The 14,587-nt window shown below is 40.6% G+C and carries 19 protein-coding genes; 16 read left to right on the top strand and 3 right to left on the bottom strand.

All coding sequences use genetic code 11. The features are described from left to right. Positions 1 to 36 precede the first annotated feature (36 nt). The 5 genes from Q8G36_RS13425 to Q8G36_RS13405 all read left to right on the top strand — a co-directional run bounded on the left by Q8G36_RS13425 (position 37) and on the right by Q8G36_RS13405 (position 5,887). A complete protein-coding gene (locus Q8G36_RS13425) occupies positions 37 to 246 on the top strand; it encodes a YqgQ family protein (RefSeq protein WP_076365307.1) in 210 nt (69 codons plus the stop codon). A gap of 14 nt (positions 247 to 260) precedes the next feature. Further along, the gene (locus tag Q8G36_RS13420; RefSeq protein WP_305160642.1) at positions 261 to 1,232 is read left to right on the top strand and encodes an ROK family glucokinase; all 972 of its coding nucleotides are present in this window, start codon (positions 261 to 263) and stop codon (positions 1,230 to 1,232) included. A gap of 145 nt (positions 1,233 to 1,377) precedes the next feature. Further along, positions 1,378 to 3,225, top strand: coding sequence for an LTA synthase family protein (locus Q8G36_RS13415; RefSeq protein WP_305160641.1), 1,848 nt, complete (start codon positions 1,378 to 1,380; stop codon positions 3,223 to 3,225). Positions 3,226 to 3,374: 149 nt separating this feature from the next. Continuing rightward, positions 3,375 to 4,541: a M14 family metallopeptidase gene (locus Q8G36_RS13410; protein ID WP_305160640.1), complete on the top strand. Its 1,167-nt coding sequence runs from the start codon at positions 3,375 to 3,377 to the stop codon at positions 4,539 to 4,541. Between the two features lie 173 nt (positions 4,542 to 4,714). Beyond that, positions 4,715 to 5,887 (top strand): hypothetical protein, encoded by a 1,173-nt coding sequence (locus Q8G36_RS13405; protein ID WP_305160639.1) that lies wholly within the window; start codon positions 4,715 to 4,717, stop codon positions 5,885 to 5,887. A gap of 41 nt (positions 5,888 to 5,928) precedes the next feature. Here the strand turns inward: Q8G36_RS13405 and Q8G36_RS13400 are convergent, their stop codons facing one another. Beyond that, entirely contained in the window at positions 5,929 to 6,102 is a 174-nt protein-coding gene (locus Q8G36_RS13400) for a DUF2759 domain-containing protein (RefSeq protein WP_034308396.1), read from the bottom strand. A 233-nt stretch (positions 6,103 to 6,335) separates the two neighbouring features. Here Q8G36_RS13400 and Q8G36_RS13395 point away from each other — a divergent pair, with 233 nt between their 5' ends. Further along, on the top strand, positions 6,336 to 6,962 hold the full coding sequence (locus Q8G36_RS13395; RefSeq protein WP_305160638.1) for an MBL fold metallo-hydrolase: 627 nt from the start codon (positions 6,336 to 6,338) through the stop codon (positions 6,960 to 6,962). 355 nt (positions 6,963 to 7,317) lie between these two features. After that, positions 7,318 to 8,418, top strand: a complete 1,101-nt coding sequence (locus Q8G36_RS13390; RefSeq protein ID WP_305160637.1) for a class I SAM-dependent methyltransferase — start codon at positions 7,318 to 7,320, stop codon at positions 8,416 to 8,418. Positions 8,419 to 8,470: 52 nt separating this feature from the next. Here Q8G36_RS13390 and Q8G36_RS13385 read toward each other — a convergent pair whose 3' ends face one another. After that, on the bottom strand, positions 8,471 to 8,713 hold the full coding sequence (locus tag Q8G36_RS13385) for a DUF2626 domain-containing protein (RefSeq protein WP_076365317.1): 243 nt from the start codon (positions 8,711 to 8,713) through the stop codon (positions 8,471 to 8,473). Between the two features lie 85 nt (positions 8,714 to 8,798). Next, positions 8,799 to 9,500 (bottom strand): helix-turn-helix transcriptional regulator, encoded by a 702-nt coding sequence (locus Q8G36_RS13380; protein WP_305160636.1) that lies wholly within the window; start codon positions 9,498 to 9,500, stop codon positions 8,799 to 8,801. 206 nt (positions 9,501 to 9,706) lie between these two features. Here Q8G36_RS13380 and Q8G36_RS13375 point away from each other — a divergent pair, with 206 nt between their 5' ends. The 9 genes from Q8G36_RS13375 to Q8G36_RS13335 all read left to right on the top strand — a co-directional run bounded on the left by Q8G36_RS13375 (position 9,707) and on the right by Q8G36_RS13335 (position 14,568). After that, positions 9,707 to 10,096, top strand: coding sequence for a Spx/MgsR family RNA polymerase-binding regulatory protein (locus Q8G36_RS13375; protein WP_305160634.1), 390 nt, complete (start codon positions 9,707 to 9,709; stop codon positions 10,094 to 10,096). Positions 10,097 to 10,199: 103 nt separating this feature from the next. Further along, a complete protein-coding gene (comGA, locus tag Q8G36_RS13370; protein ID WP_305160633.1) occupies positions 10,200 to 11,276 on the top strand; it encodes a competence type IV pilus ATPase ComGA in 1,077 nt (358 codons plus the stop codon). Continuing rightward, a complete protein-coding gene (gene comGB, locus Q8G36_RS13365) occupies positions 11,260 to 12,294 on the top strand; it encodes a competence type IV pilus assembly protein ComGB (RefSeq protein WP_305160632.1) in 1,035 nt (344 codons plus the stop codon). Before comGA ends, comGB begins: the two co-directional genes overlap by 17 nt. A 77-nt stretch (positions 12,295 to 12,371) precedes the next feature. After that, positions 12,372 to 12,683, top strand: coding sequence for a competence type IV pilus major pilin ComGC (gene comGC, locus Q8G36_RS13360; RefSeq protein WP_305160656.1), 312 nt, complete (start codon positions 12,372 to 12,374; stop codon positions 12,681 to 12,683). A gap of 7 nt (positions 12,684 to 12,690) precedes the next feature. Then, entirely contained in the window at positions 12,691 to 13,134 is a 444-nt protein-coding gene (gene comGD, locus Q8G36_RS13355) for a competence type IV pilus minor pilin ComGD (RefSeq protein ID WP_305160631.1), read from the top strand. Then, positions 13,121 to 13,459 carry a hypothetical protein gene (locus Q8G36_RS13350; protein WP_305160630.1) on the top strand — a complete coding sequence of 113 codons (339 nt, stop codon included), beginning with the start codon at positions 13,121 to 13,123 and terminating at the stop codon, positions 13,457 to 13,459. Before comGD ends, Q8G36_RS13350 begins: the two co-directional genes overlap by 14 nt. Further along, positions 13,407 to 13,886, top strand: coding sequence for a competence type IV pilus minor pilin ComGF (comGF, locus tag Q8G36_RS13345; RefSeq protein WP_305160629.1), 480 nt, complete (start codon positions 13,407 to 13,409; stop codon positions 13,884 to 13,886). The genes Q8G36_RS13350 and comGF overlap by 53 nt, the downstream gene beginning before the upstream one ends. After that, on the top strand, positions 13,879 to 14,265 hold the full coding sequence (gene comGG / locus Q8G36_RS13340) for a competence type IV pilus minor pilin ComGG (RefSeq protein ID WP_305160628.1): 387 nt from the start codon (positions 13,879 to 13,881) through the stop codon (positions 14,263 to 14,265). Before comGF ends, comGG begins: the two co-directional genes overlap by 8 nt. Before the next feature lie 117 nt (positions 14,266 to 14,382). Next, entirely contained in the window at positions 14,383 to 14,568 is a 186-nt protein-coding gene (locus Q8G36_RS13335; RefSeq protein ID WP_063233067.1) for a YqzE family protein, read from the top strand. The last annotated feature ends 19 nt before the right edge of the window (positions 14,569 to 14,587 follow it).

Below are 14,587 nucleotides of genomic sequence, written 5' to 3'. Positions count from 1 at the left end.
TATACTTTCCTAAAGAAAAGAGTAAAGAGGTTTACTATGAAAACATATTATGATCTTCAACAATACTTGAAAAGATTCGGTACATTTATCTATATTGGTGACCGTTTAGCAGAGCTTGAACTGATGGAAGCCGAAATAAGGGAAATCCACCGTATGCAGATGATGGATACGAAAGATTATCAAATGGCGATCCTTTTAATTAGGCAGCAATTGTCTCTTGAAAGGGAAAAACAGAAAAAAAATTGATAAAAAAGGTGAGAATGATGGAAAAGTGGCTGATGGGTGTAGATTTAGGCGGTACAACTACCAAACTGGCTCTGATCAATTTATACGGAGAGATTATTCATAAATGGGAAATCAGCACGGATATCTCCGAAAAAGGAAAATTCATTACGATTAACATAGCCAAAGCAATTGATGCGAAGCTCGTGGAACTTAATGAACCGAAGAGTAAGATAGTAGGAATAGGGATGGGTGCTCCCGGCCCCGTGAAATTTGTTAACGGTTCCATATATGAAGCCGTCAATTTAGGCTGGAAGGACTATCCTTTAAAAGATTTATTGGAGGTGGAGACATCTCTTCCAGCTGTGATCGATAATGATGCCAATATGGCAGCTTTGGGTGAAATGTGGAAAGGTGCCGGTAATGGTGCCAAAGACCTCGTTTGTGTCACTCTGGGAACGGGTGTAGGCGGCGGGATCATCCATAATGGTCAAATCGTCCATGGTACCAGCGGGGCTGCTGGAGAAATAGGGCATATAACGGTCGTAACGGACGGAGGGGCACCATGCAATTGCGGCAAGACTGGTTGTTTGGAAACGGTTGCTTCGGCCACGGGAATCGTCCGTATGGCTTTAGAAGCCTTGAATACCGCCGATGAAAAGTCAATGCTTCAGCAGAAAGTCGACGAGGGAAATGCGGTTACTTCCAAACTGTTATTCCAATGCGCTGCAGCAGGTGATCCTTTGTCCAAAGCTGTGGTGGATAAGGTAGGCAATTACTTGGGGCTGGCACTATCACATGTTGGGAATGTCATGAATCCAGATAAAATAGTCATTGGTGGGGGCGTTTCACAAGCGGGAGACATTTTGCTTGATCCTGTCCGTTCTGCCTTCGGAAAGTACGCATTCAAACGGGTTAGTAAATCAACGAAAATCAGCCTGGCCACATTAGGCAATGATGCAGGGGTAATAGGTGCAGCCTGGCTCATTAAAAGCCAACTGAATACGTGATCCTTGCTGCCCTGTGGCAAACAGGGTTATAAGAAAATGGAATCTTCAAAAAGGTTTCCCGTTTTAAGGGGTGGGGAACCGTGACCCATGATTGAGGCGCTCTGGATCATAGCTCCGGCGCTTCTTCGATGAGGAGGGACCAGGATTGAAAAGGGTCTTCAAAAAACAGGGATATTCATTGTTTTGGGTCGTATTCATTTCACTTTGGCTTAAAACATATATTGCTTATAAAACAAGTTTTGAGATAGGTATTGATAATTGGATCCAGGAGTTCATACTATTCATCAATCCTGTCAGTTTCCTTTTACTTACTCTTGGCATGAATATATTTTTAAAAGAAAAAGGACGGACAGCATACTTATTGATCATGAGTTTTTTCATTACCTTCGTCCTCTTTGCCAACCTTGTTTTTTTTCGCTTTTTCAATGACTTTTTAACCATTCCCGTTCTTTTTCAAACGAGCAATATGAACGACCTTGGAAGCAGTGTACATGAATTGATCAATCCGAGTGACCTTTTGTATTTTGCCGATATTCTGGTCTTGATGCTTCTGCTGAAATGCAAACCAAAAACATACCATGGATGTCGATACAATCCAAAGGACCGTAAATTCTTTTTGTTAATGGCTTTAGGAGTGACATTTTTTAACTTAGCATTAGCGGAAGCGATGCGTCCTGAACTCCTGACAAGAACGTTTGACCGCGAAATCCTCGTTAAGAATATCGGTACGTACCATTATCACCTCTATGATGCAATATTACAGACGAAATCTTCAGCTCAACGTGCCCTTGCGGATGGCAGTGAATTGTCGGAAATTGAAAATTATGTCCGTGCCAATCAAAAAGAGGTTAATGATGACCTTTATGGTCTGGCAAAAGGCAAAAATGTGATTCTTGTATCATTGGAATCCACTCAAAGCTTTGTCATCAATAAAACTGTCAACGGTGAAGAAATCACTCCTTTTCTGAACCAATTCATTAAAGAGAGTTATTATTTCAATAACTTTTATCACCAAACTGGCCAGGGGAAAACATCCGATTCAGAATTCATTATTGAGAATTCGCTCTATCCTTTAGGCAGAGGTGCAGTATTTTTCACTCATGCCCAAAATGAATACAAAGCCACCCCCGAAATCTTAACGGAAAAAGGGTACTATACGGCTTCCTTGCATGCCAATAATAAAAGCTTTTGGAATCGTGACATCATGTACGATTCTCTTGGGTACCAACGGTTTTATGATAGTGATGAATACAAAGTCTCTGAAGGGAATTCCATCAATTGGGGTTTGAATGATAAATCGTTCTTCAAGCAATCAATCTCTCACTTGAAGAGGATGCCTGAGCCTTTTTATGCCAAGTTCATAACGTTAACCAATCATTTTCCATTCACTTTGAATGAAGAAGACCGGACATTGGAACCATACGATTCGAATTCCAAGACATTGAATCAGTATTTTCCGACCGTACGTTATACGGACGAAGCCTTGGAACGGTTTATCGGCGATTTGAAACGTGATGGATTATATGAGGATTCGATCATTGTACTATATGGGGACCATTATGGAATTTCGGAAAATCACAACTCTGCCATGAGCCAGTTCCTTGGGAAGGAAATTACGCCTTTCGAATCCATCCAACTTCAGCGTGTCCCGCTCATCATACATGTCCCCGGGCAGGAGGGAAAAATGATTTCCACCGTTTCCGGCCAAATTGATGTAAGGCCGACTCTCCTTCATTTATTGGGGATTGAAAATGATGATTATATCGAATTCGGCAAAGATCTATTTTCTGAAGAGAAATTAGAATTCACCGTTCTTCGCGATAGCAGTTTCATCACAAAGGATTATCTCTATACGATGGATACCTGCTATGATAAAAAGACCGGAGCGGCGACTGTAAAGGATTCATGTGAGAAGTATTTGGAAAAGGCAAAGCAGGAGCTTGATTACTCCGACAAAATCATTTACGGGGATTTGCTCCGATTTTATGAGTAATGTTAAAAAACGAAACCTGGCGCAATCCAGGTTTTTTGTTTTTTTCAGGAGAATCATTAGCATTACAATCATGGAACACCTGAGACTTCCTGAACATCTTTCTGTCTTTCGCTTCATAAAGATAAAACAATGAAAGGGGCGGAGGCTGAATGAAAGTTGTGAGCAGAAGCGGGGATGATTTGCCATATTACAGTCAATTGTTCCAAATTCCTCTGGTTTTGATTGAGGATGCCAATCCCGCCATTACTGGCGGGGTTTTGCCAAATGGTATGGAAGTACAGATACCTGGATACATGGTTCAGGAAGAGTCCCGGTTAGATATCGATTTTGCCGAAATCGCTTTACGATATCACCTGCCCATCGATGGGATATTATTGTTGAATCAAGATGGACAAAAACCTTTTTCCGTACCCGTCCGGGTGATGAATCCCATGATTGTCACCGACAAGCCCTATGAATATCAATCACTTCTTGACGATCTTGATATTCTATCTTTTCATTACCCCTTTATTAAGGTTGAATCGATCGGGAGGAGTGTGTTGGGAAAAGAACTCCTTGAGGTGAGAATCGGTCAAGGTGAAAAGATCATACATTATAACGGTTCATTCCATGCTAATGAATGGATCACTACTGCGGTTTTGATGAAATGGCTGAATGATTTTCTGCTGGCAGTAACGAATGGTCGTACACTATGCGGAATGGATTGTATGCCCTTCTATCGGGATATGACCATTTCGATTGTTCCGATGGTGAATCCGGATGGAGTCGAGCTTGTTCTAAAGGGGGAGGGGGCGGCAGAGGGGAAGGTTGATGTTTTAAAAATAAATAATGGCAATCCTGCCTTTTATGCTTGGAAAGCCAATATCCGCGGTGTAGACCTGAATAATCAATATCCTGCCAATTGGGAGATTGAAAAGCGTAGAAAGATTCCAAAAGCCCCTGCCCCGAGGGATTTTCCAGGAGAGACCGCGTTATCAGAACCAGAAGCTTTGGCCATGAAGGAGCTGGCAATAAGACGGAACTTTGAAAGAGTGCTTGCACTTCACACCCAAGGAAAAGAATTCTATTGGGGCTATGAGGGACATGAACCTGAACAGGCAGCGAATGTTGCGAGGGAGTTTGAGGAGCGCAGCGGATATCGGGCCGTACAATACGTTGACAGCCATGCTGGGTATAAAGATTGGTTCATTCAGGAATTCAAACGCGGCGGATTCACAATCGAACTGGGAAAGGGCATCAATCCGCTTCCGCTATCCCATTTGCCTGGAATATATGAAGATTCTGTCAAGATTTTGATGGCAGGTCTATATATGTGATGCATTTCCCCTAAGGAATATACTTCTAAAAAAATATAAGATCATTATCCGCCACATTTTCTCTTTTTTACTTTATAATGAAAGAGAGTAAGGACTCGATTGGTTAATCCTTACTCTCTTTCTAATGTCTTGCTCACATATGCCAGGCGTTTTAGTTTTGAAGTGGGAGGTGTGTGGAGATTAAAGTATCCAAAGCGGCACTTTGTATGCGGCTTTCCATTTGTAAGTTGTTGTGTTTCGTACCATTATTTATCTCCACTATCCTTCTTATCTCGGCTTGTGAGCCTTCCAAGGACCTTAGTAAACCCGTAAATGATACGGAAAAAGAACACTCCCAATCTAACCTGGAAACTTCAGTAAGCAATTTAAAGGTCCCGACTTCAGAAACGGAAAAAATCGAAGCCATTTTTGGATGGCTGGATTCTAAAACCATTTTATATTCTGTGAAGCGGGATGGTAATGAATTATCCCAGTTGATGGCATGGAATTTGGAAACGAATGATACTTCCGTTTTCTATCAGCCGGCTTTTGCGTTTTCCGAAGTATCGATCAGTCCGTCTGGTACGCATATTTTGTTATCATCCTTTACCTCTTCTGGTAAAGCATCAATCACAATACTCGATAAAACGGGAAATCCACTGTATTCCGTGGCGATTCCAGCCTTTGAATTAGCTTATGAGTGGGATTCATTTAAAGATGGCCGGTTGTTTGTATCGAGTTTTTATGAAGATTGGACATACAGCAGTTATGTGTTGAATCCAGATGAACAAACTATGGAAACTCTGGACTTTCCGCAGCCCTTTGCTCAATGGGCAAGTGAAAATGAATTGATGTTTCTGGATTGGGACAGGGAAGAACCTGCTTTGACTGCTCCCCTAGAAAGAAAAGCGCTGAATGAGGATGGAGCGGAGAGTCTTATGCTCGATGTCATTCACTTTAAAAAAATGAAACAAGCGCTGATGACGATTCAAGTGGAGACAGAAAAACAAGATCGGGGTACATATGCATTTTATGATCCAACAAACAAGCCGATCCACTCTTTTTCCGTGCCACTATTGAAAAGCTTTTCAGATTGGGTGATTCCATCCTATGATTTCATTGAAAAAAACAAGGAATTCCTAACGTTTATTCCTAATGAATCAAAAGATGCAGACCAATATGAGGGAAGGTTTACCTTAACTAAATTAAATTGGGAAAAAGGCACACAAGAAGAATTGATGAAGGACATGGAAAATGAACCATTAAGCTGTTCGCTTGATGGCAACTTCTGCTTATATGGATATCAATTTGAGAAAATCATTGATATGAAAACCCATCAAATACAAAGATTGTTCAAACAAACATGATGACCTAAAACAAAAGCTCGCCGGATGGCGAGCTTTTTTCTTCAATGGGCAACAGGAAAACCGCTGTTGATGACAGTCATGACAGTGAACCAGCCAAACACGACTGCACTGCCGGCTGCAAAAATGAATCCTAAGAAGTTTCTCTTTTTTAATGAGGTAAACACAGCTGCTACTCCTAATATAGCCACAAGTCCGAAAACAACCATTAATATCATGTCAAAACCCCCTTTTTTCGTAATGAATACCTAATCCCTAATAATATACCCAGAGAATAAAGCAACTACCAAAAATATGTAGAAAAGATTGCATTTGTTAATATCTTAATATTTTTTCAATTATTTGTCGAGGTTTAATAAGTGACACTTCTATGACTTGAGTAAACTGGATTAACATTAGCAGCTTAATTAGTGTAAGATGAAGATAGAAAATCATATTGGAGTTGATGGAAATGAAATGGACACAAATTCCTCTAGGCCCGCTACAAACGAATTGTTATGTAGTTTCCGATGGACAGGATTGCATCATTTTCGATCCGGGTGAAGAGCCACAGAAAATCATACAGTACATACAAACAAAAAATTTAAAGCCTTTGGCGATTTTATTGACACATGCACATTTTGACCATATCGGTGCTCTTGATGCTATTCGGGATCATTATGGGATACCTGCATACATTCATGAAAAAGAAGCCAAGTGGCTACTTGATCCCGCATTGAATGGTTCCCAAAATTGGTTCCCTGAAAATCCAATGCGAATGAAGCCTGCCGATCACATTCTGGCAAATGAGCAAGAACTTACTATTGGAGGATTCACTTTCGAAGTATTCGAAACCCCCGGACACTCACCAGGGAGCGTTTCGTATTATGTGAAGGAGCAACGTCTCCTCTTTTCAGGGGACGTCTTGTTCCAAGGAAGCGTTGGCAGAACCGATTTAATAGGCGGAAGCGAGGCAGTGCTGTTAAATAGCATTGGAACGAAGCTGCTGACACTTTCTGATGATACTATCGTTTTTCCTGGTCATGGGCCTGTCACGACCATTCTTGATGAAAAGAATACTAATCCCTTTTTGAGATAATGACTTTTGCAGGTGCCATATGGCACCTGTTTTTTTAAGTTCTTAATTATGTAAAAATATTGAAATGGTTCATTTGCGGAACTATACTGAATATAAAAAATGTTTTGTCAAACACCGTAAAAAGGCTCAAAGAAATTTCTGGGGTCTTCCCTAGTGATCTTTCTGGTTCTGCTCTGAAGTAAGATGCATATTTTAATATTTATTGGAAACTACTGTGAGATGAAGAGTTGAACATTTTGTGAACTCTAAATTTGTTTTCGTGTATGATTGTCAAACTTATTAATGTGTTTTATTAAGAAAAAGAAAAGTTTAATTTTCAATATGATCGAAGATCATGGAGATGGAGGCTATTGTGTTGAAAAATCACTTGAAGGAATTGATTGCAGGAAGCCCCCAAAAAAGAATTTCCTTTCATGACTATATGGATACTGTTTTATATACGCCAAATATAGGCTACTATGCACGCGCAAAAGAGAAAATTGGCTCAAGAGGGGATTTTTATACGTCTGGCAATGTTGGGGATGCATTTGGGAGATCACTGGCCAGGTGGTTCGTTTATTTGATAAAAAGGTGCGGAGTTTCACCAATAATCATCGAGGTCGGCGCAGGGGACGGTAAGCTGGCCTATGACATCCTCGTTTTCATAAAAGAAATGGAACCGCAGATATGGGACTCTTTGACTTATATCCTCGTGGATGGCAGTCCATTTCATAGAAAGATTCAGGAAGAACGTATAGGGATGTTCAAACAGGCGGTTTCTGCTGCCAGTTTAGAAAAATGGACGAATGTAAATGGAATCGTCTTTTCAAATGAACTTTTCGACGCGTTGCCTGTACATGTCATTGAAAAGCATAAGGGAGCCCTGGTAGAGATATTCGTCACTGAAAAGGAAGGCGATTTGGTTGAAAAGAGGGAGCCTTTGGACAACCCTGACATTCTATCTTACCTTATAGAACGAACTATCACCTTAAATGAAAAACAACGATACGAAGTTCCGTTAAAAATGGTCCTTGAATATGAGAAAATCGTTTCCTGTATCGAATCGGGTATTCTCCTTACGATTGATTATGGCTATACCGAAAGGGAATGGAAGGAGCCAGCTCATCATCAAGGGAGCTTGAGGGGCTATTATCAGCATCAAATGATTAAAGATCCACTTATGTTTCCTGGTGACATGGATTTGACGACACATATCCACTTTGACACATTAATCGAGATTGGAAAAAGAAAGGGTCTTTCCAATCAGGGGCTTTTTCTTCAAAATGAATTCTTGCTTAAAGCAGGGATACTAGAGGAATTGAAGGACCATCAAGGAACTGATCCATTCTCGAAAACGGCAAAGCGTAATCGTGCAATTCGGGGGCTGATCGTTCCAGGGGGATTTAGTGAACATTTCAAAGTGTTGCTTCAATCGAAGAATTTAGCAGAAGACGTAAGAATCTTTCCTGAACGGTGACAAGTAAAAACCCATGAATCAAAATTCATGGGTTATGTAATATTGCTTGTTCTTAATGTGCAGTGCCCGGAGTCATCATAAATACGCTCCAGTAGGAAAATCCTGCAAAGAAAACGGTAAGATAGGCGCCGAAAACATAAATATACATGCGCTCAGATAATTTTAAATAACTTAAAAGTACAAAAAAGATCGTTTGTGCAAAGAAAAGCAAAGACGTTTGATGCATATGGCCAAGATAAAAGAAAATTGCCATAATTCCTGTCCAAAATCCACATACTCTGAACATGCGTTCCACCCGAATCCCTCCTTATGTCTAGTCGTGTACATTCTAAATAATTATAAATGAAATTGTAAGGTAATGTAAAGGATGCCTTTTGTTTCTATGTGAGAACCGAAGCCTGGTATGAGCATGCTGCACAATTGGACATCATATTTTCTAATTCCACAATATTGACATTCTCAAACAAGGCTTCGAACATACCTTTTAAAAATGAATTATGCATGGAGCAGATTGTTCCTGGCTCCACTTCAGTAACTTCCTTAAACGGGCAATTGAAGATCCGGAAGTATATTTTATTTTCTTCTTCGTTTGCTTGTATTTCAGGAGATAACCCTGCGATGGTAGCCGCATTTTTAAGCATGTTGACTTTTTCTGCAAAAGCCAGTCGATCGATCGACGTCGAGTTCAGGGCTAGTTGCTGATTGATCAATTCCTCCCCGAATACTTTTCCCGTTTCATAAAGTGCCTGTTTTCCTTGTTCCCCTAATGTCATCATCGTCTGGATGGCAATCCTTGAAAGCAGCTGATAGTTCCTATATGGAAAATGAAGCTGAATGACCTTATCAGATAATCGGTAAAGCCTGCTGGGGCGACCGCCTTTCCCGGTTTTTCGGGCATCCGAGGTCAACATATCGATATCCTCAAGTTTTGACAAATGTAGACGAGCAACATTTGGATGGATGTTAAATGAATCGGCGATTTGCTGTACCGATACATCACCATGGTTGTTCACAATATGCTGATATATATAATATCTGGTGGGATCAGCTAACACGTTTGTTATTTTTAACGTTTGTTCCATTACACCCTCCTGCTATTCCATAGTTTACCTATGTTCATTATAATGCAGGCAGAAAAAAATGGAATAAGAGAAAGGGCAAACTCCATTTAGTTTTAAAAAAGTTCACAATTAAAACCGCTTTATAAAGCAATGATCTATACATTCATTGTACAAATGTTATACAATAATTATATAGATTATTAATGTATACAAAATGTGAACGGGGAGTGATTAGTACGGCACATTTAACTTTCTTTTCGTATCCAAGTTGTACCTCTTGCCGCAAAACAAAAAAATGGTTAAGGGCCAATCATATTTCCTTCGATGAGCGACATTTATTCAGAGAGACTCCAACTGTAGCGGAGTTAAAAAGAATTCTTGAATTGACCTCGGAAGGACTTGATGAAGTCTTAGCAACAAGAAGTGAAGCATACAAAGACTTACAAGTTAATATTGACGAAATGTTGCTTTTTGATGTCATCCAATTATTAACAAAAGAACCGAAATTATTAAGAAGGCCCATCCTCATAGACGGGGAAAAACTGGTGATTGGTCATAATGTAGACGCATTAAGGAATTTGGTTTCCCAAAGGCTCGATTTGAAAATGAGCATGTGAGATGATTCTCGAAGTTTATTCGGGAATTTTTTTATTCTGAAGCAGGAATTTGTCGTGGATTGTCGAATACATACAACAAGAAACATAGGAGGTGATGTTTGATTTGATATCTATTGAAAAGACCGCAGAAAAGATACTAACCCGTGCCGTAAAGGATTCGGCATCGGATATCCACATTTTTTTTCGCAGAGAGGGACCTCTCATCCAATTCAGGATAGACAATAAGCTTATTCCCCAGGAAACATTATCATTCTTTGAAGCTGAAAGGCTGATCGCTCAATTGAAGTTCCTTGCCTCGATGGATATAGGGGAGAAAAGGAGGCCCCAGAGTGGTGCCGTCACCATCAATTTGGCTAACCAGGTGGTCGGACTCCGCCTTTCCACTTTACCCACTGCCCATCTCGAAAGTTTGGTCATCCGCTTAATACCCCAACAGAATATCCTTCCTCTAGAACAGTTATCTTTATTTCCAAACACCGTTCAAAAATTGATTGCACTCCTGAAGCATTCCCACGGCATGCTCATATTTACCGGTCCGACCGGCAGTGGAAAAACCACGACACTATATTCCCTGCTTCACCATGCCCATGAGATGATCAATCGAAATATCATTACACTGGAAGATCCCATTGAAAATGTATCCGAAAAGGTATTGCAAGTCCAAATCAATGAAAAGGCGGGCATTACGTATTCTGTCGGTCTAAAAGCTGTACTGAGGCATGACCCTGACGTGATCATGGTTGGGGAAGTCAGGGATGCAGAAACTGCCAAAATCGCAGTGCGTGCCGCATTAACCGGTCATTTGATACTTACAACCATGCATACAAGGGACGCCCAGGGCGCCATCTCCAGGTTACTGGAATTTGGTGTCAGCTTGCTTGAGGTTGAACAGAGTTTGATTGGCGTGACAGCACAGCGGCTGGTTGAATTGCGATGTCTTCCATGTAAAGGGGATTGTGCTTTAGCTTGCAAAATGACTGCCAGGAATAAAAGGGCAAGTGTATATGAATTGCTATATGGAAAAAGCCTGGCTGAGGTTCTCCGGATAATGGGAGATGAAAAAGGAAAGGCAACGGTCAGCTATCGCCAATTGAAGGATGAAATCGGAAAAGCGGTTGCGATGGGCTATGTGGATTCTCAGGAATATGAACGGCTGGTATACCATGAAACCAAAAAGTAAATGGAAGGTAAAAGAGCAGGCGGTCTTTATTTCGAAGCTAGGTGAATTATTGAATCATGGTTATCCTTTGGCGGACGCTTTACATTTTCTTGAGTTTCAGGAATCAAAGAAGAAAGCGGAAGACTTCACCCAGGCTAAAGCCGATTTAAGGAACGGTTACCCGTTGCACATGGTGCTGACCCATCTTAATTTTCATCCGCAGCTTGTAAGTTATATATTTTATGGAGAACAATATGGCGACCTGGAACGGGCGTTGAAAGAAGGAGGGCGATATTGGAAGAAAAGAACCGAGGATATGGATAAAGTGAAAAAGTTAATGGTGTATCCCGTATTCTTAGTCTTTTTTGTAAGCATCGTTTTTTATATTCTTCAGAGTGTTCTCCTTCCCAAATTCCAGACAATCTATTTCACGATGGATGTCGATCAGCATACACTCTTAAGATTAATGTCAGCCTCCACATTCATTCTTCCGGCACTCCCCTTCTTTTTACTCGGATCGCTCCTGTTCTTGTATGTACTCAAACGATTTTGGTTTAACGGATTGTGCCCATTAAGGCAGCGGAGGATTTTGATGGGAATTCCGATATTCGGGACCTTCATCAAGTTATACGAAACTTATTTTTTTGCTAGCCAATTCAGTGGCTTACTTTCCGGAGGGCTGTCGATTAACGATAGCATCAAATTATTCTCGATAAATCAACAGCAGCCTTTTTACCAAAAACTATGCGCGATCATTAAGGATGATCTGATCGAGGGCAGATCACTTGAAATGATTTTTCGGGAGCTCCCATATTTTGATGGGAATTTACCGGTGGTCGCTGCAAATGGTCAAAAATACGGCAGACTTGATGCGGAACTGCTTCATTACAGTCGTTTTATACTGGAGAAAATCGAAGAGAGAATGAATGCAATCTTGAAAATCATTCAGCCTCTCATGTTTTCACTGATAGGTCTTTTGATCGTGTCCATTTACTTGGCGGTTTTGCTGCCGATGTTCTCACTGCTCGAAGGTATATAGGATTTTATTTTTGTATTCTGGAGGTGAAAATGCTCGAAGGTCATCTGGTATCCGGATGGTTTCAGGAGCATGATGATATGTTGAAGAAAGTGATGAATGAACGTGGTTTTACACTAATTGAAATGCTCATTGTTTTACTGGTAATATCCATCCTTTTGATTATCACAATCCCCAATATCACGAAGAACCAATCTACGATCCAGTCTAAAGGATGTGAAGCATTCGTGAAGATGGCCCAAGCACAGGTACAGGCTTACGAGATCGACCATGCTAAACTGCCCGGAAGTATCAGTGAATTGGAAAGTCAAGGCTATCTCAAACAGACATCCTGTCCTAATGGGAATGATATTAGTTTGGATAGTGAAGGAAAGATAACGGTCGTTGAGTAGGAGAGAAGTGAATATACGGCATTGCAATGGAGGATATACACTATCTGAAACCCTTATTGTCCTCGTTATTTTTGTACTCCTGATTTCCATCGGTCTTAATCTATATCCTAGCTTCACTAAAGGAATGGAAAATAGGCTATTTCTTTCTCAATTCCATGAAGATCTTTTCTATGCACAACAGTATGCCATCAGTCATGAGAGCTTGATTTACCTCCATATTGATAATACCAAAAAGATTTATACCGTTTCGTCTTATAAGGAGGGGATCGTTCTAGAGAGAAGCATACCAGAGGATATACAGTTTTTAAGTGGCACTTTGGGGTTCAGCTTTCATTTTAATCAGTATGGAAATGCTTCAAAAGCAGGGACGATTATGATTGATACCCCAAAGGGAAAGTACAAGTTGGTCCTCAATATCGGTAAAGGGAGGTTCAGGGTTGAGAAATTGTAAAGGTTACGTCTTCCTTGAGCTGATAGCCGCATTTTCCGTTTGTATTTTCCTGGTCCTTGCCATTTTACCGATTCTTGAAGAGTTAATGACGCATCGGAAAGATATTGCCGTAAGGACAGAAGCCCACCATTTATTATATGAAAGATTGACGGCGTTCATGGATGGGGAGATACAAGCTGTTGGTCAGGAAATCATTTACAAAAAAAGATCCTATGAATTGGTTTGGAAGGACCATGGGGATTTCCCGGGAATGATTGAAGGGTGTGTACGTTATGAAGATGAATCGGGCAATCTGGAATCCATTTGTGATGCTGCGAAAAAATGATGGCTTTACGATGATTGAAATGCTTTTTTCTTTAATGATTTTAATGACGACGTCCCTTTTTGTTCTACAGCTTTTTTCAATCATTCACACCCAGATGGGGACCGTTGATAAATTGCATCCTAAAGAGTGGGAGGTCTTTACCATGCAAATGAAGCAGGAGGTCCGGAGTTCCAAAGTTCAGGATGTAATGGGAAATAAATTATATTTGCTTTCAGGTGAACAATTATCATCGTTTGAACAATATGAAGATAAGGTCCGAAGACGAGTGAATGGTATGGGGCATGAGGTCATCTTGCAGAACATTTCGGAATTCCGGGTTGAGAAGGATGGCAGTGTCATTGTTATAAAGATAACTGATAAAGCAGGGACTACTTTCAGTCGAAGATTTCATCCTTACTTTAGGAATGTTACGAAAGTCGATGAATAATCAAAAAGGAGTCGTTTTCCCGATGGTCATGATTATAGCGAGTGTTTTCATCATGTTCACGATACTAATGATCGATCAGTTTATCATTGATAAAAAGTTTTATAAAGAAGTGGAAGAATCGCTTGTGGCCGACCATCTTGTCCATCTAGCCATCAAGGAAGTGACGGCAGAGTGGGGCGAGGAAATCCCAAAAATCATCCAGGGGGAAATTTCATATCCCAATGGTGTGGTAAGGTATTCCTTAATGAAGCAAGAAGGTCCTTACCTCTATATCGAGTTTACTTCCACGACTAAAAATGACCGCGAGGGCAGGGTCATCATTCAATACGATAAAGAAGCGGGGAAAGTGAAAGAATGGTTGGAAAAGCAGGCTGTGTAATACGCAAAATCCACACTCATTTAAAACGGAACGCTACAGGTTCACGTGTTCAGGGAACATGTGAAGGAATAAAAAAAGCGTAAACCGGACATACTTTGCGTAGGGTGATGATTTTATATGTCTACAAACGCTTATATTAAATATCTGACGCAGCAGCTTGTCGAGTATTTTAATCTGACGAAAAAAGAACGAAAAGAAAAGCGCCGTCACAGAAAAGAGGATAAAAATCATGGTATGTCCCATTGGTTTGGCATTGTCCCCTTTGCTCTGTCGATGTTCGTAAGGAAAAATATCAAAAAGTAAAACAGATGTCCTGAACTTA

The organism is Peribacillus frigoritolerans (genome assembly GCF_030676415.1).
Taxonomy (GTDB): Bacteria; Bacillota; Bacilli; order Bacillales; family DSM-1321; genus Peribacillus; species Peribacillus frigoritolerans_A.
Note: the sequence above shows the minus strand (reverse complement) of the source record. Positions and strands in the feature narration are given on the sequence as shown.